Here is a 21268-nt window from a genome sequence, read left to right as displayed (position 1 = left end):
CGAGTCCTCGTACGGGCCTGTATGCACGCTGCCCCGGCGCTGGGGTGCCGCCTTGCCCACCCTGCCGCCCCAGGCGGCAGATTGCCCAAGGCGGGGCGGGGTGGGGTGGGCCTTGGTCGGTGACTGGGCGGGCCACCGGGGTGCACTCGCGTTGCTACGGGAGGGGACGTGTCGGGGTGCCCCCGCAGGACTCCGCGGGAATGCAGTCCAGGATGACGCGCCTATGGCGGACCGTGGGGGATGAGGCCTATCCGGCCGAGGAGGTACCCCGGCGCGGCCCCGCCCCACCACACGACCGACGGCGCACCCAGAGCGCCCCGGGGCAGCGGCCAACCGGGCCGTCAGGAGGCGCGCAGGCTGAGCGCCTCGGGATCACTCTGCGCCGGCACGGCAGGCAGAGAGACCACAGCCGCACCAGCCGCACCCCCCGCACCCACCCCGGCCCCCCGCCCCGGAGACCGCGTCAACAGCACGACCCCCCGAGCCGCGAGCACCGCCCCCGCACCCGCAAGCGCGAACCCCGCGACCCCGCCCTGCAAACGCTCGCCGAGCAGCGAGAGGCCGATGACCGCGGCGGCCACCGGATTGGCCAGCGTCACCATGGCGAGCGGGGCGCCGAGCCCGCCCTGGTACGCGGTCTGGGACAGGAGAAGCCCGCCGGCGGCGAACGCCGCGACGAGCAGCGCGACCACGATGACCTGCGGGGCGAGCAACGGCCCTGTCCGGTCGGTGGCCGCGACGGTGACGGTCTGGGTCAGCGCGGAGGCGACCCCCGAGGCGACGCCGGAGGCGGTCGCGTGCCGCAGCCCGGGCTTGGCGCCGCGCCGCGAGAGGGCGCCGATGAGCGCGGCGGTGGCCCCGGCCACCACGAGCGCCTCGGGCAGCGTGAGCGTGTCGTCGGGCGCGGGACCCGACGCGGTGACGAGCAGTGCGGCGAGTCCGGCCAGGGTCAGGGCCGTGCCCCGCCATTCGATGGCGGTGACGTGCCGCCCGGCGATGCGCGCGCCGAGGGGCACGGCCGCGACGAGTGTGAGCGCGCCGAGCGGCTGCACCAGGGTGAGCGGCCCGTACTTGAGCGCGGCGACGTGGAGCAGCGCGGCCCCGGCGTTGAGGACGACCGTCCCCCACCAGGAGCCGGTGCCGAGGAGCCGCAGAAGGCCGGCTCCGCCCTGGGTGGTGCGGGCGGCGAGCCGTTCCTGGGCGACCGCGGCGGCGGCGTAGGCGACGGCGGAGACCAGCGAGAGGGCGACCGCGAGGAGGGTGGCGGTCATCGTCCGGCCCCGGTCGTGACGGGCTGCGGGGCGGTCGCCGCGGAGGTCGATCCCGGCGTGGGGGAGACCTTGAGCGGAATCCGCAGGGGCAGGTGATCCAGTACGTCCGAGGCGGACAGCGAGTCCGGCGGCGTACGGAAGGCGGCGGTCGTCCAGGGTGCGGGGTCCGACGCGCCGCCGGCCCGGACCGCGGCCGCTGCCGCGGCGGCCGAGGGGGCGGGCAGCAGATGGCGGCGGATCGCGGCGGGAGCGCCGACGGTGTGGGGCATGCGGACCACCGCGAGGGCGATGCCGAGCAGCCCGGCGGCCACGATCGCGTCGAGCCAGTAGTGGTTGGCGGTGCCGACGACCACGAGCAGCGTGAGGAGCGGGTGCAGCAGCCACAGCCAGCGCCACCGCGACCTGGTGGCGACGATCAGGCCGATGGCGACCATCAGCGCCCAGCCGAAGTGCAGCGACGGCATGGCCGCGAACTGGTTGGCCAGGGTGTCGGTGGACGGCTTCGCCGCGTACACGGAGGGGCCGTAGACCTGGGCGGTGTCGATGAGGTGCGCGGCGTGCAGCATCCGTGGCGGGGCCAGCGGGAAGCCGAGGTGGAGCACGAGGGCCGCGGCGGTGAGGACGGCGAGCACGCGCCGGGTCCACACGTAGTGGCGCGGGCGGCGCAGGTACAGGAAGACGAGGAGGGCGATGGTGGCCGGAAAGTGCACGGTCGCGTAGTACGTGTTGGCGATGTGCACGAGGGCGTCGCCGTGCAGCAGCGCGCTCTGGACGGCGCCCTCGCCGGGCAGGCGCAGGGCCCGCTCGGCGTCCCACACGTCGTGGGCGTTGCGGAACGCCTCGGCGGTGTGACCGTTGGCCAGGCCTCGGCCGAACTTGTAGACGAGGAAAAGTCCTACGACGAGTAGGAGCTCGCGGACCAGGGGCGGTCGGGCAGATCGGCTGTCCGGCTCCGGTTCGACAGGCTCGGTAAGGGAATCCATCCCCCGGCCCCTTTTCGTGACGACTGGGTGGTGCGGGTGGTGCGGTGGGTGCTTCTGAGTCTCTGGGTGCGCTCAGGGCGATGCGGTAAACGCCGAGGCGTCCGTCTCATCGACACGCCACTGTACCGATACGCCTCTGTACCGATACGCGAGTGTACCGAAACGATTTGGTACCGATACGCCAGTGTACCGAAACGTGCGCGTACCGGTACACTGGCGTATCGATAGTCTGTGTGATCTCATCGACACCCGTCGGCGCCGGCCGGCACGCACCGCAGAGCCAGCAGTCAGGAGTGGGGAGCCATGACGGAGCGAGACCCGGCCACCGCGACAGTGCCGACCGCCTCGCGCCGATCGAAGATCACTCCCGAGCGCGCGCAGGAGTTCTACGACGCGGTCCTGGACCAGCTGCGCAGGAACGGCTATGACGCGTTGACGATGGAGGGCGTGGCGGCCCAGGCGTGCTGCAGCAAGTCGACGCTGTACCGTCAGTGGAGGACAAAGCCGCAGCTCGTGGCCGCCGCGCTGCGAGCCGGACGCTGTACGAAGTTCTCGGCGTCGGACACCGGCAGCCTTGCCGGCGACCTCGTCGCCGCCGCACGCAACGCGGCGGCGCAGTCCCTGCCGGACACGGCGCTGCTGCAGGCCCTCGGGCACGCGGTGCGCCAGGACGGCGAGCTGAAGGGCGCGCTGCGGGAGGCGCTGGTCGAGCCGGAGCTGGCCTCGATCGACGCCATGATCGAGCGGGCCGTGGCGCGGGGCGAGATCGCCGCCGACCATCCCGCACTGCCTTATGTGGCCGCGCAGCTCTTCGGAGTCATGCGCAGCCGCCCTTTCCTGGAAGGGCGCGACGCGGACGCCGACTACCTGGTCGGCTTCGTCGAGCACGTGCTGATTCCAGGGCTCGGCCTGACCGCTCCGGCGGAGCGGGCCACCTGATACGGGAGGCCGCCGGTCGCAGGGATGACCGACCGGCGGTCTGCCCGCGCCGCACCGTGGGGACGGGGGCGGCGCGCACCCCCGGGCCGGGCGGTTTCCTCCATGAGCGGAGAGGAACCCGCCCGGCCCCAGGTCGTTCCGGCCCGGGTCTTGCCGTGCCTTCCGGTGCCTTCCCGTGCCTTCCCGTGCCTTCCGGTGGCAGGGGAGCGGGGCTCAGACGTCCTTGCCGTCGCCCCCGCCCACGCCGCCCCCGCCGGTGACCTCGGCCTTCTTGATGCCCTTGAGGAGCTTGTCGATGGAGGTGTTGTCCGGCCCGGCGGCCTCCTCCTTCTTCGTGCGCGGGATGTCGACGCCTATGCGGACGACGAGAAGCGTCTTGGCGTCGGAGGGCGAGGGGAAGACGACCGACTCCACCCAGGCGTCGATCCTCGACTTGGTGTCCACGTTCCAGCGGACCCGGTAGCCCTGCTGCCCGGCGACGGTGACCTTCTCGGAGAGCAGCTCGTCGTGCTGGACGATGCCGCCGTAGACCTTGCCGCCGTAGGACACCTTGGAGTTCTCCAGGATGTCCTCCTTGGCCGCGGCCTCGGCCGTCGCCCCGTCGAGCTTGAGGCTCTTGGCGGACGCAACGGAGGCGCCGCCCTTCACGCAGGTCTGCTGCACGTCGTCGGGGCACTTGTACGGGCCGGTCTGCACGCCCGCCCCGCCCGCGCCGTCGCTGCCGGTCCAGCCGTCGAGGACGGGCAGCGCGATGCCGTTCACGACGTCGGTGGCGTAGCCCTCGTCGAGCGGCGGCTGTGTGGAGCCGGGTCCCTCGGGGGACGGCTCGTCGCCGCCGTTGCCGCCGCCGGGACCGTCCTCGCGGCCCTTGGGGCCGCGCGGCTGCTCGGAGGCGGCGCCCACCGAGCCGCTCTTGCCGCCGCCGTCGCCCGAGGCGAGCGCGTAGACCCCGCCGACGACGCCGGCGAGCACGACGACCGCGACACCGGCGGCGATCGCGACGCGCGCCCGGTTGCGCGGCTTCGGCGGCAACTGCTGTGGATAGCCGGGATAGTTGCCGTATGCCGGAAACGTCCCGGGGGCGGTCTGCGGGAGCGGCGGCGGGGCCGTGGCGGGCCGGGTCTGGTCCGTCCAGCGGCCGCCGTCCCACCAGCGTTCGGTGCGCGGCCCTTCGGGAACCTGGCCGGGGTCGGGGTACCAGCCTGCGGGAGTCTGCGACGTCATGAACGGAACAGTATGAGGCGTGCCTGAAAAGGACATGAGAGGGTCCCCGAAGCGGTCGGAATCGTTGCCGGTTCCGTTACCGACCGAAACCTGTCAACCCGGCGGATGCGCCAGGTCCGGCCAAATCCCGCCGGGCTCCCCGACCCCCCACCACGGCGCGGCGTCGCGCATTACTCTCGTGACCAGCACATCGATCGATCGGCGTGCACGAACACCAGGAGGGTGCGGGGATGACTCAGGGACGGCACACCGACGCCGCCTCCGCCGGCCCGCCGCTGTACGAGCGGGAGTCCGAACTCGGCGTGGCCCTCGGGGCGTTGGACGACCTGTGCGCGGACGCCGCGTCCTCGGGCAGCCTCGTCGTCTACCGGGGCGAGGCCGGGATCGGCAAGACGGCCCTGCTCGGCCGGGTCCGCGAGATAGCGGAGGGCCGCGCCACCGTGTGGTCCGCCCGCGGCGGCGAGACGGTCACCTCCGTCCCGTTCAACGTCGTCCGCCAACTCCTGCAGCCCGCGCTGCTCGCGCTCTCCGACGAGGAGACCCGCGAGTACTTCGGCGACTGGTACGACATCGCGGGCCCCGCCCTCGGCATAGCCGAACCCACCGGCCGCCAGGCCGACCCGCAGGGCGTGCGCGACGGCCTCGTCGCCGCCGTCTCCCGCCTGGCCCGACTGCACTGGCCGCTGGTCATCCTCATCGACGACGCGCACTGGGCCGACCTGGAGACCCTGGAGTGGCTGGCCGCGTTCGCCGAGCGCCTCGACGACCTGCCGGTCCTCCTCGTCGTCGCCCAGCGCGACCCGGAGAACGAGGCGGCGGCCGCCTGCCTGCGGGCGGTCGCCGACGCCGCCCGCCCCGGCACCGCCCAACTGCGCGCCCTCACCCCCGACGCCACCGCCGGACTGACCCGGGCCACGCTCGGCGACCACGCCGACGACCCGTTCTGCCGCGAGGTGTGGGCGGTCACCGGCGGCAACCCGTACGAGACCGTCGAACTGCTCGCCAAGGTGCAGGACAGCGATCTGCGCCCCGAGGAGGACTCGGCGGGGCAGCTGCGCGCGCTCAACAAGTCGGCGCGCGGCCGCGGCCTCGTCGCCCGCCTCGAAGGGCTCGGCATCGAGGCGACCAGGTTCGCCTGGGCCGCCGCCATCCTCGGCACCCGCATCGACGCCGGACTCGCCGCGCTGCTCGCCGGGCTCAACCCCGAGCAGGCCGGCCGCTGTGCCGAACGGCTGCGTGCCGCCCGCATCCTCACCGACTCCGTCTACGGCACCGAGAACGCGCTGGAGTTCGTCCACCCGCTCATCGCCACCGCCGTCTACGACGCGATCCCGCCCGCCACCCGCACCGCCATGCACGGCCAGGCCGCCTGGGCCGTCACCGCGTCCGGGCACGGACCCGCCGCCGCCTCCCGCCACCTGCTCGAAGTGCACCCGGACGACGACCCGGAACTCGTCGAGCAGATGCGCGCCGCCGCCCGCGAACACCTCGCCGTCGGCGCGCCCGACGCCGCGCGGCGCTGCCTGGAGCGCGCCCTCCTGGAGCCGCCGCTGCCCGAGATCCGCCCGCACCTCCACTACGAGCTGGGCTGCGCCACCCTGCTCACGTCGCCCGCCACCACCATCCGGCACCTGGACGCCGCGCTCGACACGACGCCCGGCCTCGTCGGCGACCAGCGCGTCGACGCGGTCTGCCGCCTCTCCCAGGCCCTGGTCCACAACGACCAGCTCGAAGAGGCGCTGCGCGTCATCGACGCCGAGGCCGACCTCCTCGAACCGGGCCCGGCCCGGCTGCGCCTGCAAGCCGTCCACTTCATGTGGGAAGGCATCCACGCGGGCGAGGAGGACTCCCCGGGCCGCTCCCGCAGCCTCGCCCTGATCGCCGACCAGCTCGCGGGGCGGGACAACGCGGAGCGCGTGCTGCTCATCCTGCGCGCCTTCGACGCCATGACCCGCGGGGAGAACGCGGAGGAGGTCATAGAGCGCTGCGACCGCGCCCTGGTCAACCGGCGCCTCGCGCCCGGACTCGGCTGGCTCGACTCCGAGTGGGGCTTCGAGGTCCTCACCATGCTCGGCAGCGCCTACCTCTTCGCCGACCGGCTCGACCGCGCCGAGTCCCTGTTCACCGGCGCCGTCCGCGAGTACGAGTCGGCCGGCTGGAGCGGCGGCCACCTCTCCCTCGCCCACGCCTTCGTCGGCTACGTGCACCGCAGGCGCGGCCGGCTCACCGACGCCGAGGCGTTCCTGCGCGAGTCGCTGCGCCTCGCCGACCGGGTCGGGCACGGCCTCCCCATGCACTGGGACGCGGCGTGCATGCTCATCGAGACACTGCTCGCCCGCGGCAAGGCGGACGAGGCGCAGGCGATCGCCGAACGCTACTCGTTCGGGCCGCCCTACCCGTCGACGATCGTGCTGCCCGACGCGCACTCGGTCCGCGGCCGGCTCCTCCTCGCGACCGGCCGCGTCGAGGAGGGCGTCAACGAGCTGGAGACCGCCGCGAAGGCCGCCATCGCCCGCGGCGGACACAACACCATCATGGCGCCGTGGGCCTGCGACCTGGCCCGCGCCCTCGCCCCCACCGACCCGCACCGCGCCGCCGAACTCGTCACGGAGGCCCGCGTGCAGGCCGAGCGGTTCGGCACGGACACGGCGATAGGAGAGGCGCTGCGCTGCGCGGCGGCCCTGGAGACGGGCCAGCGCCAGCTCACCCTGTACGCGAAGGCGGTCACCTACCTCGAGGCGTCGCCCTGCGCCTACGAGCACGCCCTGGCCCGGGTCGAGTACGGCATGGCGGCGCGTTCGCTCTCGGAGCTCAACCGCGGCCTGACGCTTGCCCGTTCGTGCGGGGCGGACGGTCTGGCGGCGAGGGCGAGGGAGGTCCTGGAGACGGGCCGGGGCCTGCGCTAGCGGCTCCCGCCCGCGTCCTCCTCCAGCACCCGCTGGGCGACGGCGAAGGCGGAATTGGCGGCGGGCACCCCCACGTAGACGGCGCACTGCAGGAGCAGGGCGCCGATCTCGTCGGGGGTGAGGCCGTTGCGGCGCGCCGCCCGTACGTGCAGGGCCAGCTCGTCGAGGTGCCCGTGGGCGACGAGCGCGGTGAGGGTCACCATGCTGCGCTCGCGCCGCGACAGGGTCGGGTCGGTCCAGATCTCGCCCCACGCGTACCGGGAGATGAAGTCCTGGAACCGGGCGGTGAACGGCGTCTGCCGCGCCTGCGCCCGGTCGACGTGCGCATCCCCGAGGACCTCGCGGCGCACCTCCGTCCCGCGCGTGGCGCGCTGCCCGAGGTGCGTGCGCAACAGCCCGACCACGGCCTCCGGCCGCTCCGCGACGGCAAGGTGCGAGGCCCCGGCCAGCTCGACGAGTTCGGCGCCGGGCACGGCGTCCGCGATCTCCCGGGCGTGCGCGGGCGGCGTCGCGGGGTCCTCCCGCCCGGCGACGACCAGCGTAGGCGCGGCGATGTCCGACAGCCGCTCCCGCAGGTCGAACGCGGCGAGCGCGTCACAGCACGCGGCGTACGCGGCCGGATCGGCGTCCTGGTTGTCCCGCACGAGCCGCTCGACGCGGAAGCCGGGCGTGAACCACCGCGCCGGGGCGGACTCGGCGATCTGGCCGATCCCGTTCTCCCGCACGTGGGCGGCCCGCTCGCGCCACGCCTCGGCGCCACCGAAGTGGGCGGACGAGCACAGCACGGCGAGACTGCCGACGCGCTCCGGGTGGTGCACGGCGAGATGCATGCCGACGGCGCCGCCGAGGGAGACCCCCGCGTACGCGAACCGCTCGATCCCGAGCGAGTCGGCGAGTGCGAGCACGAGCCCGGCGAGATCACCGACGGTGGCCCCCGCCTCGATCAGCCCGGGATCGGACCGCCCGTGCCCCGGCAGATCCCACCCTACGACCCGGTGCCGGCTCGACAGCTCGGGCGCGACCTGGTCCCAGAGCGCGAGCGAGGTCCCGAGCGACGGGCCGAGGAGCAGCGGGGGAGCGGAGGGCGAACCCTCGACGCGGTGATGGAGGAGGGGGGAAGCCATGAGGGTGCTCCAGTGGGTGAGGCCGGGTCGTCGTTCGGGGCCGGCGGGTCCGGAAGGTGCGCGGTGCTCGGTCGGTCACTGCCGCCGCAGCGCCCGGTCCACCAGGTGCGGGGCCGCCCCGACATAGCGCTCCGGGTCCGTGAGCGCGGCCAGGTCCACTGTCCTCAGGGCCGGTTCTTCGGACAGCAGGTCGGCGAGGGGGCGGTTCTCCGTCGCGGCCCGGCGCGCCGCCTCGGCCAGGAGTTCCTTGGCGCGGGTCCGGCCGAGCACCGGCGCCAGCTCCGCCGACAGACGCTCGGAGACGATCGCGCCGTGCGTCAGGGTCAGATGGGCGCGCATGGCGTCGGCGCGGACCACCAGGTCAGCCGTCAGTTCGGCCGCGTCGCGGGCCGCCCCGCCGGTCAGCCGCAGCAGTTCGCGCAGGGTCGTCCACTCGGCGTGCCAGGCGCCGGCGGGCCGTTCGTCCTCCGCCGCCATCGACCCGAACAGGGTCGCCGCGAGCGCGGGCGCGCGCCGGGCCGCCGCCGCGATCAGCGTGGAGCGGACCGGGTTGGCCTTGTGCGGCATCGCGGACGACCCGCCGCCCGCGCCCTCGGCCAGTTCGCCGATCTCGGTGCGGGACAGGGTCGTGACGTCGACGGCGAGCTTGCCGAGCGCGCCCGCCGTGAACGCCAGCGCCCCGGCCAGATCCGCCACCGGCGCGCGCAGCACGTGCCACGGCAACGCGGGCGCCGTCAGGCCGAGTTCACGCGCGTAGGCCGGGACCAGCTCCAGCGGCTCTTCGGCGCCGTACGCCTCGAACGCCGCCAACGTGCCCGCCGCTCCGCCCAGTTGCACCGGCAGGCCCGCGCCCACCGTGCGCAGCCGGTCCCGCGCGTCCAGGACCAGCGCCCGCCATCCGGCCGCCTTGAGGCCGAACGTCGTCGGCACGGCGTGCTGGGTGAGGGTGCGCCCTGCCATGACGGTGTCCCGGTGGGCGGCGGCGTGGCGGGACAGCGCGGCGGCGACGCGGTCGAGCTCGGCCAGGATCTCGTCCAGGCTGCGCGCCGCGACCAGCATGAGCGCCGTGTCCAGGATGTCCTGGCTGGTCGCGCCCCGGTGCACGTACGGCCCGTGTTCCGGAGGGACCGCCGCTGTCAGGTCGGCGGCCAGCGGGATCACCGGGTTGCCGCCGGTGCGGGCCCGCCGGGCGAGGTCGCGTACGTCGAACGAGGCCGCCGTCGCCGCCGCGGTCACCGCGTCGGCCGCCTCGACCGGCGCGAGCCCGAGCGACGCCTGGGCCCGCGTCAGGCCCGCCTCCGCGTCCAACAAGGCTTGCAGGAACGCCGTTTCGGAGGTCGTGCGCTCGGTGGGCGCGTCCTCCGTGCCGGGGTCGAACAGGGTCACGTGAACTCCAGGAAGACCGTCTCGCCCTCGCCCTGAAGGCGGAGGTCGAAACGGTACGTGCCGCCCGGCTCCTCCCGCGCGATCAGCGTGTCGCGCCGCGCGCCGTCCAGTTGCGACAGCAGCGGGTCGGCGGCGAGTGCCGCGTCGTCACCGGGCAGATAGATCCGGGTGAAGAGATGGACGAGCAGGCCGCGCGCGAACACGCAGACGCTGAGGTACGGCGCGCCCGCGCCCCGCGCGCCGGGCCGCAGGGTGCGCGCGTACCAGTGCCCGCCTGCGTCGGTCTGGACGCGGCCCCAGCCGGTGAACTCGACGCCGTTGCGCCCGAGGTGACCGCCGCTCGCGGGGTCGCGCCGCATCGAACCGTCGACCTGGGAGATCCGCCCGGCGGGGTCGGCGCCCCACACCTCCAGGAACGCGTCCGGCACCGGCTTGCCCGCGCCGTCGTACACGTACCCCTGCACGGTGACCGTGTCCGGGTGCCCGACGGGCGCGATGTCCCCGCCGCCGGGGAACGGCAGCGCGTATCCGTAGAACGGCCCGACCGTGTGCGACGGAGTCGGCGGCACGCTCTCCGCGCCGCTCGTGTCGATCTTCGTCATGCCTTGTCAGCGCCCTTCTTCGATCCAGGTGGCGGACGGCCCGTCGAGCACGATGTCCCAGTGGTAGCCCATCGAGAACTCCGGCACGGACAGGTCGTGGTCGTACGTCGCGACGAGGCGCTGCCGCGCGGAGTCGTCGGTGACGGACTGGATGATCGGGTCGTACGGGAACAGCGGGTCGGCGGGGAAGTACATCTGCGTGACGAGCCGCTGGGTGAACGCCGTGCCGAAGAGGGAGAAGTGGATGTGGGCCGGGCGCCAGGCGTTGACGTGCTGGCCCCACGGGTAGGGGCCGGGCTGGATCGTGGTGAAGCGGTAGCGCCCCTCGGCGTCGGTCAGGGTGCGTCCGACGCCGGTGAAGTTCGGGTCGAGCGGCGCGTCGTGCTGTTCGCGCTGGTGGGCGTAGCGGCCGGCGGAGTTGGCCTGCCATACCTCGACGAGCTGGCCCCGGACCGGGCGCCCGGCGCGGTCGAGGAGGCGTCCCTCGACGGTGATGCGCTCGCCGAGGGGTTCGCCGGTGTGCTGCCGGGTCAGGTCGCTGTCGGTCTCGGTGATGTCGCGTTCGCCGAAGGCGGGCGACGCCAGCTCCACCGATTCCGGGTCCTTCGACAGGTCGATGGCGACGAGCGGCTGCTTCGGGTGGCGCAGGACGGAGGAGCGGTACGGGGCGTAGTCGCGGCGCGGATGGTGCTCGACGGGCGCGCCCTCGGCGATCCGCTTCTCGTAGGCGGCGTGCGCGGCCGCGATCTCCGTGTCGATGGCGTGCTGGGTGAGTGCCATGGGTCTTCTACCGTTCCCTCTTCTGCCGTTCTCCGAGGTCTTCCGGGACGCGGACCGGCGCCGCCGTCTTCGCGAGCAGTTCGTCGGCGCCGACGCCGGGCGCCAACTCGACCAGTTCCAGGCCGTGTCCGGTCACGTCGAGCACCGCGAGGTCGGTGATGACCCGGTCGACGCAGCCCTTGCCGGTCAGCGGCAGCGTGCACTCCTCGACGAGCTTCGGGGAGCCGTCCTTCGCCGTGTGGGTCATGGTGACGAGGACGGTGCGGGCGCCGTGCACGAGGTCCATCGCGCCGCCGATCCCCGTGATCATCTTGCCGGGCACCGCCCAGTTGGCGAGATCGCCGCGGGCGGAGACCTGCATGGCGCCGAGCACGGCGACGTCGATGTGGCCGCCGCGGATCATCCCGAAGGAGAGCGCCGAGTCGAAGAACGAGGCGCCCGGCAGGACGGTGACCGTCTCCTTGCCCGCGTTGATCAGGTCCGGGTCGACGGCGTCCTCGGCCGGGTAGGGGCCGGTGCCGAGGATGCCGTTCTCCGACTCCAGGACCACCTCCACGTCGCCGGGCAGGTAGCTGGGGATGAGGGTGGGCAGGCCGATGCCCAGGTTCACGTACTGTCCGTCGCGCAGTTCACGCGCCGCGCGTGCGGCCATCTGCTCCCGTGTCCACGCCATGCTCAGCCACTCACCGTTCGCTTCTCGATCCGCTTGTCGGCGGCCTGCTCAGGGGTGAGCGCGACGACCCGCTGCACGAAGACGCCCGGCAGATGCACCGCGTCCGGGTCGATCTCGCCCGGCTCCACCAGCTCCTCCACCTCGGCGATGGTGACCTTTCCGGCCGTCGCGGCGAGGGGGTTGAAGTTCCGGGCCGACTTGGTGAAGACGAGGTTCCCGTGCCGGTCGCCCTTCGCGGCCCGTACGAGGGCGAAGTCGGTGCGGATGGCGCGCTCCAGGACGTACGCGGTGCCGTCGAACTCCCGCACCTCCTTGGGCGGCGACGCCTTCGCGACCCCGCCCGCGCCGTCGTAGCGCCAGGGCAGTCCGCCGTCCGCGACCTGCGTGCCGACCCCGGCCGGGGTGTAGAACGCGGGGATCCCCGCGCCGCCCGCGCGCAGCCGCTCCGCGAGGGTGCCCTGCGGGATCATCTCGACCTCGATCTCCCCGGCCAGGTACTGCCGGGCGAACTCCTTGTTCGCCCCGATGTAGGAGCCGGTGACCCGGGCGATGCGGCCCGCCGAGAGCAGGACGGCGAGGCCCGACTCCATGGCGCCGCAGTTGTTCGACACCACGGAGAGGCCGGTGGTGCCGCGCTCGTGCAGGGCGGAGATCAGTACGGTCGGCACGCCGCTGAGCCCGAAGCCGCCGACGGCCAGGGACGCGCCGTCCCCGACGTCGGCGACCGCCCGCGCGGCGGTGGCCATCACCTTGTCCATGTCAGGGCCTGTCTCTGGAGGGGGAGCTGTCTCTGAAAGGGGTCCGAAAATGCTCAGCGCACTGAGCATTTCGGCAAGTGGCCCACACGTTGCCATCGCCCCACCAGCCCGTCAAGGGTCTAAGATCGCTCAGTACACCCACACAATGCGGAGGACCCAGATGGCCGCGGTGGACCTGACCACCCACCCCGGGCACCTCGCCCGGCGACTCCAGCAGGCGCACCACCTGCTGTGGAACACGATGGTCTCGGAGGAGATCACCTCGCCGCAGTTCGCGGTCCTCAACGCCCTCGTCGCCGAGCCGGGCCTCGACCAGCGCACGGTCGGCGAGCGCGTCGGCCTCGACCGGTCCACGATCGCCGAGGTGATCAGCCGCCTCACCCGGCGCGACCTGCTGGCGAAGGAGCGGGACCCGGACGACGGGCGCCGCTGGCTGCTGCGGCTGACCCCGCAGGGCCTGCGCACGCACAAGAAGCTGACCGTGCGCACCGCGCGGATGAACCAGGTGTTCCTGGCGCCGCTCAGCGGCGCCGAGCAGGCGCTGTTCCTCGACCTGATCCAGCGCGTCGCCGACGCGGCGGAGGACCTGCGCAACCCGGCGGAGAGCCGGCCGTAGGGCCTCGGCCCACCCGGGCTACCGCTTCGCGAACACCACCCACACGGGGCCCGGCGCGAACGCCAGCGGCTGCCCGTCCGCCGTGAACTCCGTGCCGTCCGTCGCCGTCGGCCGCTGCCAGCGCGCCTCGTAGGCCCGCCCGTCCCGCAGGACGACGGCCCGCCCCGAGCCGACCGTGCGCGACAGCGGGGAGGCGGCGCCGAACTTGTCGTGGAAGCGGGAGTCCTCGACGTCGACGTACTGCACGACGGCCGTCGCCGCGGAGAGCCGCGTCCCGCCCGACGTCACCGCCGCACGCCCGTCCATGCTCACCAGCCACCTCCGCCGCGACGCCGACCAGTCGAAGGCGAACCGGGCCGAGGGGAAACGCACCGTCCGCGCCGTCTCGGGCCGCCCGCCCCCGGGCACCCGCGCCGCGAACCGGAACCCCGCCGCGTCCCCCGCGTTCGTCCCCGTCGCGAGCCGGCCGAGCTTCGCCGGGCGCAGGAAGAGGTTGTGCGGGGCGGGCTTCTCGCTGCCCCGGAAGTACGCGGCGCCGCTCGCGCCGCCCGCCGGCCTCGCCCGCAGCGGCGCCGCGTCGATCAGCGGCCGGAGCCTGCCCTGCGCCCCCGAGTAGGCGAGCGTCGGGTCGCCGAACTGGCGCAGCAGCTCCAGATCGGTCTCGCGCGCGCTGCGCACCGGCCCGATCACGTCCGGGAGGGTCGAGCCGAACACCGCCATCAGGCGGCTCAGGCCGCCCTCTACCTGCTCCACGTAGACGATGTCGGCGTGCTCGACGCCGGTCTGCGGGCGGGCCGCGCCCACATTGTCGATCTTCACCGCGAGGAGCGGAGAGTCGCGCGCCGCCGAGGGGCCGTTCCCGTCGGACGGCGTCACCGGCTCGCACGCCGCCACGACCATCCCGAGCGCACCGGCGACGAATCCGCGCCGCGCCATCCTGTTCGCGTCCACGGCCCCTGCATACCCGCGCGGGGGCCGTCGCAAGGCCCGCGAACCGGCCAAGGTCAGCGCAGCACCTCCGCCAGGTCGAACTTCACCGGCTCCTCCAGCTGTGCGTACGTACAGCTCTCGGCGGTCCGGTCCGGGCGCCAGCGCCGGAAGCGGGCGGTGTGCCGGAACCGCGCCCCGTTCTCCATGTGGTCGTACGCCACCTCGGCGACCCGCTCGGGGCGCAGCGCCACCCACGACATGTCCTTCTTGCCGGTCCAGCGGCTCGGCGCGCCCGGCATCCGGGACGCCTCGTGCGCCGCGTCCTCGGTCCACGCGGCCCAGGGGTGGTCGGCGGCGGAGTCCAGGCGCAGCGGCTCCAGCTCGGCGATCAGCTCCGTGCGGCGCTTCATCGTGAACGCGGCGCAGACCCCGACGTGCTGGAGCGTGCCCGCGTCGTCGTAGAGGCCGAGGAGCAGGGAGCCGACGACGGGGCCGCTCTTGTGGAAGCGGTACCCGGCGACGACGCAGTCCGCCGTCCGCTCGTGCTTGACCTTGATCATGGCGCGTTCGTCCGGGCGGTAGCGCAGGTCGAGGGGTTTGGCGACGATGCCGTCGAGCCCCGCGCCCTCGAACTGGTCGAACCAGCGCCCGGCGAGGTCGGTGTCGGTCGTGGCGGGCGCCACGTGCAGCGGGGCCGACGCGTCCGCGAGGGCCTCCTCCAGACGCCGCCTGCGCTCGGTCAGCGGGGCGTCGAGCAGGGCTTCGTCGCCGAGGGCGAGGACGTCGAAGGCCACGAAGGACGCCGGGGTGCGCTCCGAGAGGGTCTTCACGCGGGACGCCGCCGGGTGGATCCGCTCGCTGAGCGCGTCGAAGTCGAGCCGCCCTTCCCGGGCGACGACGATCTCCCCGTCCAGTACGCAGCGCTCCGGGAGCCGCTCGGCGAGCGCCGCCACCAGTTCGGGAAAGTACCTGGTCAGCGACTTGGTGGAGCGGCTGCCCAGCTCGATCTCCGGGCCGTCGCGGAAGACGATCGCCCGGAAGCCGTCCCACTTCGCCTCATAGTGCATCCCGGCGGGCAGCTTGGCGGCGGACTTGGCGAGCATCGGGCGGACCGGCGGCATGACGGGAAGATCCATGCCGCCGATTCTGTCCCTGATGCCTGCTTGCTGCGATATGAGCGATTTACGTCCGGTATGCGCGGTACGTTCCTTCCGCCTAGCGTGGGTCCATGGGCAGCAAGGGCGCGGCAGTGGAGCTGGAAGCGGGCGGGCGGACGGTGCGGCTGTCCAGCCCCGACAAGGTGTACTTCCCCGAGGGCGGCTCGTCGGGGTACACGAAACTGGACGTCGCGCAGTACTTCCTGTCGGTCGGCGACGGTATTCTGCGCGCCCTGCGCGACCGGCCCACCACCCTGGAGCGCTACCCGGAGGGCGTCACCGGCGAGTCCTTCTACCAGAAGCGGGCCCCGAAGAACCTGCCCGACTGGACCCCGACCGCCACCATCGAATTCCCGTCCGGGCGCAACGCCGCCGAGATGTGCCCCACCGAGGTCGGCGCCGTGCTGTGGGCCGCCCAGTACGGCACCCTCACCTTCCACCCGTGGCCGGTGCGGCGCGGCGACCTCGACCACCCGGACGAACTCCGGATCGACCTCGACCCGCAGCCCGGCACCGACTACGCCGACGCCGTCACCGCCGCCCGGGAACTGCGCGCCGTGCTCGACGAGTTCGGCGGCCTGCGCGGCTGGCCCAAGACCTCCGGCGGCCGGGGCCTGCACGTCTTCGTGCCGATCGAGCCGCGCTGGACCTTCACCCAGGTGCGCCGCGCCGCCATCGCGGTCGGCCGGGAGCTGGAGCGCCGTATGCCGAAGGCCGTGACCACCGCCTGGTGGAAGGAGGAGCGCGGCGAGAAGATCTTCGTGGACTACAACCAGACGGCCCGCGACCGCACCATCGCCTCCGCCTACTCGGTCCGCGCCCGCCCGCACGCGCCCGTCTCCGCCCCGCTGACCTGGGACGAACTCGGCGACGCCGAGCCGCGCGACTTCGACATCTCCACCATGCCCCAGCGCTTCGCCGAGGTCGGGGACCTGCACGCGGGGATGGACGACGAGCACCACTCGCTGGAGGCGCTCCTCGAACTCGCCAACGAGGACGAGCGGGAGCGCGGCCACGGCGACCTGCCGTACCCGCCCGAGTACCCGAAGATGCCGGGCGAGCCGAAGCGCGTACAGCCGAGCCGGGCCAGACACGAGGACTGACCCGGCTCGACCCACTCACTCAACCGTTACGGCAGTTCCTTCACCCGGACGTCCCGGTAGGAGATGACGTCCGACGTGCTGTGCACCTGGAGCCCGATGTAGCCGGAGGAGTAGCGCCGGCCGTCGGTGCCCGGGTCGTCGGCGCGCGGCGGCTCGAAGACCTGGCCGCCGGTGTTGTCGAACTCGTTGATCAGCGCACCGTTGCGGTAGATCGAGAAGTGCTGGTCGACCACCTTGACCTCGTAATCGTTCCACGTGCCCTTCTGGGTGACGCCCGCGCCCGCGAGGCCGACCCGGTCGAAGCCGTAGACCGAACCGGTCTTGTACATGTCGCCGTCGGGACGGTCGAGGGCCTGGATCTCGTGCCCGTACTTGATGGCGACCCACTCCGGGTTCGGCTCCTCGGGGTGGTCGTGCACCCACGGGAAGCGGACGAAGACACCGCCGTTGGCGTTGCCCGTGCCCGGGGCGTCGTCGCGCCACTGGAGCTTCAGCGAGTAGTTCGCGTACTTGCGCTGCGGGAACCAGAGCATGCCCATGCCGTCCACCGTGGTGTCGCTGGTGATGGACCCGTCGGCGTTGAGGTTGAACTTGCCGCCGCCGACCTGCTCCCACTTCGCGAACTGCTCCCGCGAGCCGTCAAGGATCTTGGTGTAGCCGTCGGTCTGGCCGGGCTTGCCGATGTCCGACTGCTTCGCCGCCTTGTTGATCTTGTTGTACTCGCGCTGGTCGATCGCGCCGTCCTTGAGGAGCTTGTCGGTGACCGTCTTCACGTGCTTGACGAACAGCGCGTGCGACGACCAGTCCTTCTCGTCCTCGATCAACTCACCGATGCGGCAGCGGTTGTTGGTGACGCGGTTCGGGATGCCCGTGTCGGTCGTGCCGACGAACACCGTCGTCCGCTCGTCGTACTCCGGGCAGTTGGGCGCGGGGACGCCGCCGCCCGAGGCGACCGCGAAGACGAAGAGCTGGGCCTGCGAGGCGTTCCCGGCCTTGTCGCTCGCCCGGTAGGAGACGGAGTGCGCGCCGACCCGGTCCACCACCACGGGGGCGGTGTAGGCGAGGTAGGGTCCGCCGTCGAGCGAGTACTCGATCTTGTCGACGCCGGAGTCGTCGTCCGTCGCCGTCACGGTCAGCTTCGCGTTGTTGATGTACGCGCCGTCGGAGTTCTTGTCCCCGGCGACGGAGAGCGACACCGTCGGCGCCGTCGTGTCCTGGGCGGGCGGCGCCACGACCGCGAAGTCGACGGACTTCTCGGCCGCCTGGTTGCCCGCCTTGTCCGTGGCCCGGTAGCGCACCTTGTACGTGCCCGGGTCGTGGACCATGACCGGCGCGGTGTACGGCTGCCAGGCGCCGTCGGCACCGACCGCGTACTCGACCGTGTTGACCCCGGAGCCGGTGTCCGACGCGGAGACCGTCACCGTGGCCATGCCGACGTAGGCGCCGGATGCGTCCTTGTCACCGGTCACGGTCGCCGAGGTCTCCGGCGCCGTCGTGTCGTTCGTGTCCGGGGCGACCACCGTGAAGTCGAGGGACTTCTCCTCGGCGGTGTTGCCCGCCTTGTCGGTCGCCTTGTACGTCAGGGTGTGCGCGCCGACCTGGTCGACGACGACCGGGGCGGTGTAGGGCGTGTACGCGCCGCCGTCGAGCGCGTACTCGATCCTGTCGACGCCGGAGCCCGCGTCGGTCGCGGTGACCGAGACGGAGGCGGAGCCGACGAACGCGCCGTCCGCGTTGGTCTGCCCCTCGGCCTTCGCCGAGGTCTCCGGGGCGGTCGTGTCGTCACCGCCGCCGCCGTCCGTCACCACCAGGACACCCTGCATGGAGAGGTGGCCCGGGATCGTGCAGTGGTAGCGGTACGTGCCGGGGGAGAGGGTGACCTCGGCGGTGTGCTTGCCGCCCTGGTCGTCGGCCGGGTTGGCCAGGATGTTGAGCGGTACGTCGTTGTTGTACTCGGGGTCCGACACGTCGAAGGTCAGCGTGTGCGGCATCCCCGTGGTGTTGCCCGTCGCCGCGCTGTTCTCGAAGACGATCGTCGCCTTGCCGGCGACCGCCGTCGTCGGCGCCGACGCGTACTTCGTGATGTCGTCACCGGCCGTCCAGGTCAGCACCTGGTCGGCCGCCGCTTCGGGCGCGGGGGCCGCGGTCGCGGCGGGCAGCGCGCCGAGCCCGAGACACATGAGGACGGCGGCGAGCAGAGCGGTCAGCAACCGGTGTCCGCGCGGAGGTCGAGGTCTATTTCGCATGAGGATCAGCCCTTCCCGACCAGCTGGTTGGCGGCCGGAGTCGCCTCGCCACCGGTGTACGTGACCTTCCACAGCGCCGACTTGGAGTCGGAGGTGAAGAAGCCGCGCCCGTAGTCGAGGACGTAGAGAGCACCGTCGGGACCGAACTTCCAGTCCATGAGGTTCTTGATGCCGTCGTTGCCGATCGGAATGATCTTCTTCAACGACTCGGAGTGGACCGGGACCGACCCGTCCCCGTGCGTCTTCGGATCGGTGAGAACGGCGTTGCGCGGCTGGTCGGCGTCGTAGAAGTCGCCGACGAACCACTTGCCGTCCCAGTAGCTCGGCCACTTGTCGGCGTTCGGGATCGACGCGTCGTAGCGGTAGACCGGGCCGTCCATGGCCGCCTGGCCGCCGCCCTTGAGCCACGGAAGCAGGTACTTGGCCTCGGACTGCTTGTACGACGGGACGCCGTTGGCGTCGCGCGGGAAGTCCGGGGCGCCGCCCTGCGGCGAGTACCAGATGTTGTTGCCGGTGACCGGCGGCAGGTTGACGAGGCCGTCGTTGTTCGGCGACTCGTTCTTCGGGTGGGCGCAGTCGTACCAGCCGAGCGGCTTCGTCGGGTCCGGCAGATTGCGGTCGCGGTAGGGCTGCTTGTTGCCCATGCAGTACGGCCAGCCGCGGTTGGAGGCCTTGGTGATGACGGCGAACTGGTCGTACTTGGCCGGGCCCCAGGTCGTCGACGGCTCACCGGCGTCCGGGCCGACCCAGCCCGCGTAGAGCGTGTCGGTCATCTTGTCGACGGAGATGCGCGCCGGGTTGCGGACGCCCATCACATAGATCTCGCCGCGCGTCTTGCCGCCGCCCTCGGCGCTCTCCTTGCCGGTGAAGAGGTTCCCCTCCGGCAGGGTGTACGTGCCGTCGGCCTCGGGGTGGATGCGCAGGATCTTGCCGTTGAGGTTGTTGGTGTTGCCGGCGGTGCGCCGCGCGTCGGCGAAGGAGACGCCCTTGTAGTTCGGCTGCGGGTTGTTGCCCGAGTACCCGTCGCTGAACTGCGAGGAGTTGTTGTCACCGGTCGCGATGTAGAGGTTGCCCTTGGAGTCCCAGGCCATCCCGCCGCCCGCGTGGCAGCAGCTGTGCACCTGGACCGGCCACTTGAGCAGCACCTTCTCGCTGCCCATGTCCAGCTTGTTCGTGGCGAGGTCGAAGGTGAACCGGGAGACCCGCCGCTCGGCCATGTGCTTGTCGCGGTCGAGCTGCGAGTGCGGCGTGTAGTGCAGGTACACCCACCCGTTCTGCTCGAACCTCGGGTCCAGCTCGATGCCGAGGAGCCCCTCCTCGACCTTGACGAGCTCGTCGCCGCCGCCCTTGTTGCCGAAGATGGTGAGAGCGCCCGCGAGCGTCACCTTCTTGGTCTTCGGGTCGTAGACGTGGATCTGCCCGGTGCCCTTGCCGACGTCGGGGTTGTTCCAGTCGGTGATCACCGGCTGCGAGGAGTCGGCGCCGCCGCGGCCGATGTAGAAGATCCGCCCGTCGGGAGCGGTGACCAGCCCGTGCGGCTCGCCGATCTGGTCGTTCTGCCCGGCCTGGTTGGGCTGGGTCAGCCGCTCGGCCTTGTAGTTGGCGTTGATCGCGGCCTTGCAGTCGGCGCGCACGATCCGCGACGTCCAAAGCAGCGCCCCGCGCAGGTGGTCGCGGAAGTCCGCCTCGTCGTACGAGGAGACGGTGCCGCCCATCCCGGTGTAGAAGGAGCGCCCGCCGTCGTAGTCACGGCACCATGAGACGGGGTGGTCGGCGCCGTTCGCGCTGTCGCCCGGCTTGTACGTGGACTCGTTGACCCGGGCGACCGTGTGCACGTCGCCCGACGGGTTCTTCACCCAGTTCAGCCACTGGTCGGGGCGCTTCCACTGCACCGGCAGGCTCTTCGTCGCCGGGTTCTGCCGGTCGCCGACCTCGACGGTCGCGCGCTGCACGGCGGTCGGCGAGGAGGCGGCGGGCCGGGCCCCGATCAGACCGGTGAACCAGTCCGAGTACGGCTCGGCGCGGGCGGCGTCATGGATGCCGACGAACCCGCCCCCGGCCTCCATATAAGCCTCGAGGCCGGCTTCCTGGTCGGGATCGAGGATGTCACCGCCCCCGGTCAGGAAGACGATGGAGTTGAACCGGCCCAGCTTCTTCTCGTTCGTGAACACGGAGGCGTCGTCCGTCGCCGTGATCGTGAACTGCTGGCCCGCCGAACCGGACTGGCCGATCTTCTCGATCGCCTCGATGCCCGCGTTGACCGTGGGCGACTCGTCGCCGCCGGCCGCGGAGCCGTAGAAGACGAGCACGCGCGGGGACGCGGCGCCGGGCGGCGATTTGATGGACATCGTTGTCACGGACGGGCTCGGGTCCTGGTACGCGCTGGCGGTGGGTCCGCTCAGCAGCCCGGCGCCGAGCGCGCCCGCCGCGACCCCGACCGCCCACAGGCGGCCGCGTCTGCTCCTGCTCGCTCTGAACTCCCGTACGGGCAACGGCTTCTGATGCGGTAACCGCCGCATGTGCTCACCCACTCCTCATAGGACACGGACAGCGCGGTGAAAGCTAGACCT

17 protein-coding genes are annotated in these 21268 nt (G+C 72.6%); 4 read left to right on the top strand and 13 right to left on the bottom strand.

The features are described 5' to 3' along the window. Window positions 1-341 precede the first annotated feature (341 nt). Together C1N81_RS13150 and C1N81_RS13145 are read right to left on the bottom strand one after the other, a co-directional pair. Window positions 342-1271: a DMT family transporter gene (locus C1N81_RS13150; RefSeq protein ID WP_394428982.1), complete on the bottom strand. Its 930-nt coding sequence runs from the start codon at window positions 1269-1271 to the stop codon at window positions 342-344. Continuing rightward, window positions 1268-2254, bottom strand: coding sequence for a phosphatase PAP2 family protein (locus tag C1N81_RS13145; RefSeq protein ID WP_394428981.1), 987 nt, complete (start codon window positions 2252-2254; stop codon window positions 1268-1270). The genes C1N81_RS13150 and C1N81_RS13145 overlap by 4 nt, the downstream gene beginning before the upstream one ends. A 303-nt stretch (window positions 2255-2557) precedes the next feature. Here C1N81_RS13145 and C1N81_RS13140 point away from each other — a divergent pair, with 303 nt between their 5' ends. Then, window positions 2558-3193, top strand: coding sequence for a TetR/AcrR family transcriptional regulator (locus C1N81_RS13140; RefSeq protein WP_394428980.1), 636 nt, complete (start codon window positions 2558-2560; stop codon window positions 3191-3193). Between the two features lie 213 nt (window positions 3194-3406). Here C1N81_RS13140 and C1N81_RS13135 read toward each other — a convergent pair whose 3' ends face one another. Next, window positions 3407-4417, bottom strand: a complete 1011-nt coding sequence (locus tag C1N81_RS13135) for a DUF2510 domain-containing protein (RefSeq protein ID WP_394428979.1) — start codon at window positions 4415-4417, stop codon at window positions 3407-3409. A gap of 230 nt (window positions 4418-4647) precedes the next feature. On the opposite strand from C1N81_RS13135, the gene C1N81_RS13130 reads away from it, so the two are divergent. Then, a complete protein-coding gene (locus C1N81_RS13130) occupies window positions 4648-7323 on the top strand; it encodes an ATP-binding protein (protein WP_394428978.1) in 2676 nt (891 codons plus the stop codon). Here the strand turns inward: C1N81_RS13130 and pcaD are convergent. The 6 genes from pcaD to C1N81_RS13100 all read right to left on the bottom strand — a co-directional run bounded on the left by pcaD (window position 7320) and on the right by C1N81_RS13100 (window position 12646). Continuing rightward, on the bottom strand, window positions 7320-8447 hold the full coding sequence (gene pcaD / locus C1N81_RS13125; RefSeq protein ID WP_394428977.1) for a bifunctional 3-oxoadipate enol-lactonase/4-carboxymuconolactone decarboxylase PcaDC: 1128 nt from the start codon (window positions 8445-8447) through the stop codon (window positions 7320-7322). The two genes, C1N81_RS13130 and pcaD, sit on opposite strands and share 4 nt — an antisense overlap. Before the next feature lie 75 nt (window positions 8448-8522). After that, on the bottom strand, window positions 8523-9833 hold the full coding sequence (gene pcaB / locus C1N81_RS13120) for a 3-carboxy-cis,cis-muconate cycloisomerase (RefSeq protein ID WP_394428976.1): 1311 nt from the start codon (window positions 9831-9833) through the stop codon (window positions 8523-8525). Continuing rightward, window positions 9830-10435, bottom strand: a complete 606-nt coding sequence (gene pcaG / locus C1N81_RS13115) for a protocatechuate 3,4-dioxygenase subunit alpha (protein WP_394428975.1) — start codon at window positions 10433-10435, stop codon at window positions 9830-9832. The genes pcaB and pcaG overlap by 4 nt, the downstream gene beginning before the upstream one ends. Before the next feature lie 6 nt (window positions 10436-10441). Continuing rightward, a complete protein-coding gene (pcaH, locus tag C1N81_RS13110; protein ID WP_394428974.1) occupies window positions 10442-11215 on the bottom strand; it encodes a protocatechuate 3,4-dioxygenase subunit beta in 774 nt (257 codons plus the stop codon). A gap of 7 nt (window positions 11216-11222) precedes the next feature. Beyond that, a complete protein-coding gene (locus tag C1N81_RS13105; protein ID WP_394428973.1) occupies window positions 11223-11888 on the bottom strand; it encodes a CoA transferase subunit B in 666 nt (221 codons plus the stop codon). 2 nt (window positions 11889-11890) lie between these two features. Further along, window positions 11891-12646, bottom strand: coding sequence for a CoA transferase subunit A (locus C1N81_RS13100; protein WP_394428972.1), 756 nt, complete (start codon window positions 12644-12646; stop codon window positions 11891-11893). A gap of 160 nt (window positions 12647-12806) precedes the next feature. On the opposite strand from C1N81_RS13100, the gene C1N81_RS13095 reads away from it, so the two are divergent. Beyond that, window positions 12807-13262, top strand: a complete 456-nt coding sequence (locus tag C1N81_RS13095) for a MarR family winged helix-turn-helix transcriptional regulator (protein ID WP_394437916.1) — start codon at window positions 12807-12809, stop codon at window positions 13260-13262. An 18-nt stretch (window positions 13263-13280) separates the two neighbouring features. Here the strand turns inward: C1N81_RS13095 and C1N81_RS13090 are convergent, their stop codons facing one another. Continuing rightward, window positions 13281-14162: a DUF3048 domain-containing protein gene (locus tag C1N81_RS13090; RefSeq protein ID WP_394437914.1), complete on the bottom strand. Its 882-nt coding sequence runs from the start codon at window positions 14160-14162 to the stop codon at window positions 13281-13283. 104 nt (window positions 14163-14266) lie between these two features. Then, window positions 14267-15328 (bottom strand): ATP-dependent DNA ligase, encoded by a 1062-nt coding sequence (locus C1N81_RS13085; protein WP_394428971.1) that lies wholly within the window; start codon window positions 15326-15328, stop codon window positions 14267-14269. A 92-nt stretch (window positions 15329-15420) separates the two neighbouring features. On the opposite strand from C1N81_RS13085, the gene ligD reads away from it, so the two are divergent. After that, window positions 15421-16452: a non-homologous end-joining DNA ligase gene (gene ligD / locus C1N81_RS13080; protein ID WP_394428970.1), complete on the top strand. Its 1032-nt coding sequence runs from the start codon at window positions 15421-15423 to the stop codon at window positions 16450-16452. Between the two features lie 26 nt (window positions 16453-16478). On the opposite strand, the gene C1N81_RS13075 is transcribed toward ligD, so the two are convergent. Beyond that, on the bottom strand, window positions 16479-18698 hold the full coding sequence (locus tag C1N81_RS13075) for an OmpL47-type beta-barrel domain-containing protein (protein ID WP_394428969.1): 2220 nt from the start codon (window positions 18696-18698) through the stop codon (window positions 16479-16481). Window positions 18699-18703: 5 nt separating this feature from the next. After that, window positions 18704-21217, bottom strand: a complete 2514-nt coding sequence (locus C1N81_RS13070) for a ThuA domain-containing protein (protein WP_394428968.1) — start codon at window positions 21215-21217, stop codon at window positions 18704-18706. Between the last annotated feature and the right edge of the window lie 51 nt (window positions 21218-21268).

Source organism: Streptomyces sp. SGAir0957, assembly GCF_043523415.1.
Note: the sequence above shows the minus strand (reverse complement) of the source record. Positions and strands in the feature narration are given on the sequence as shown.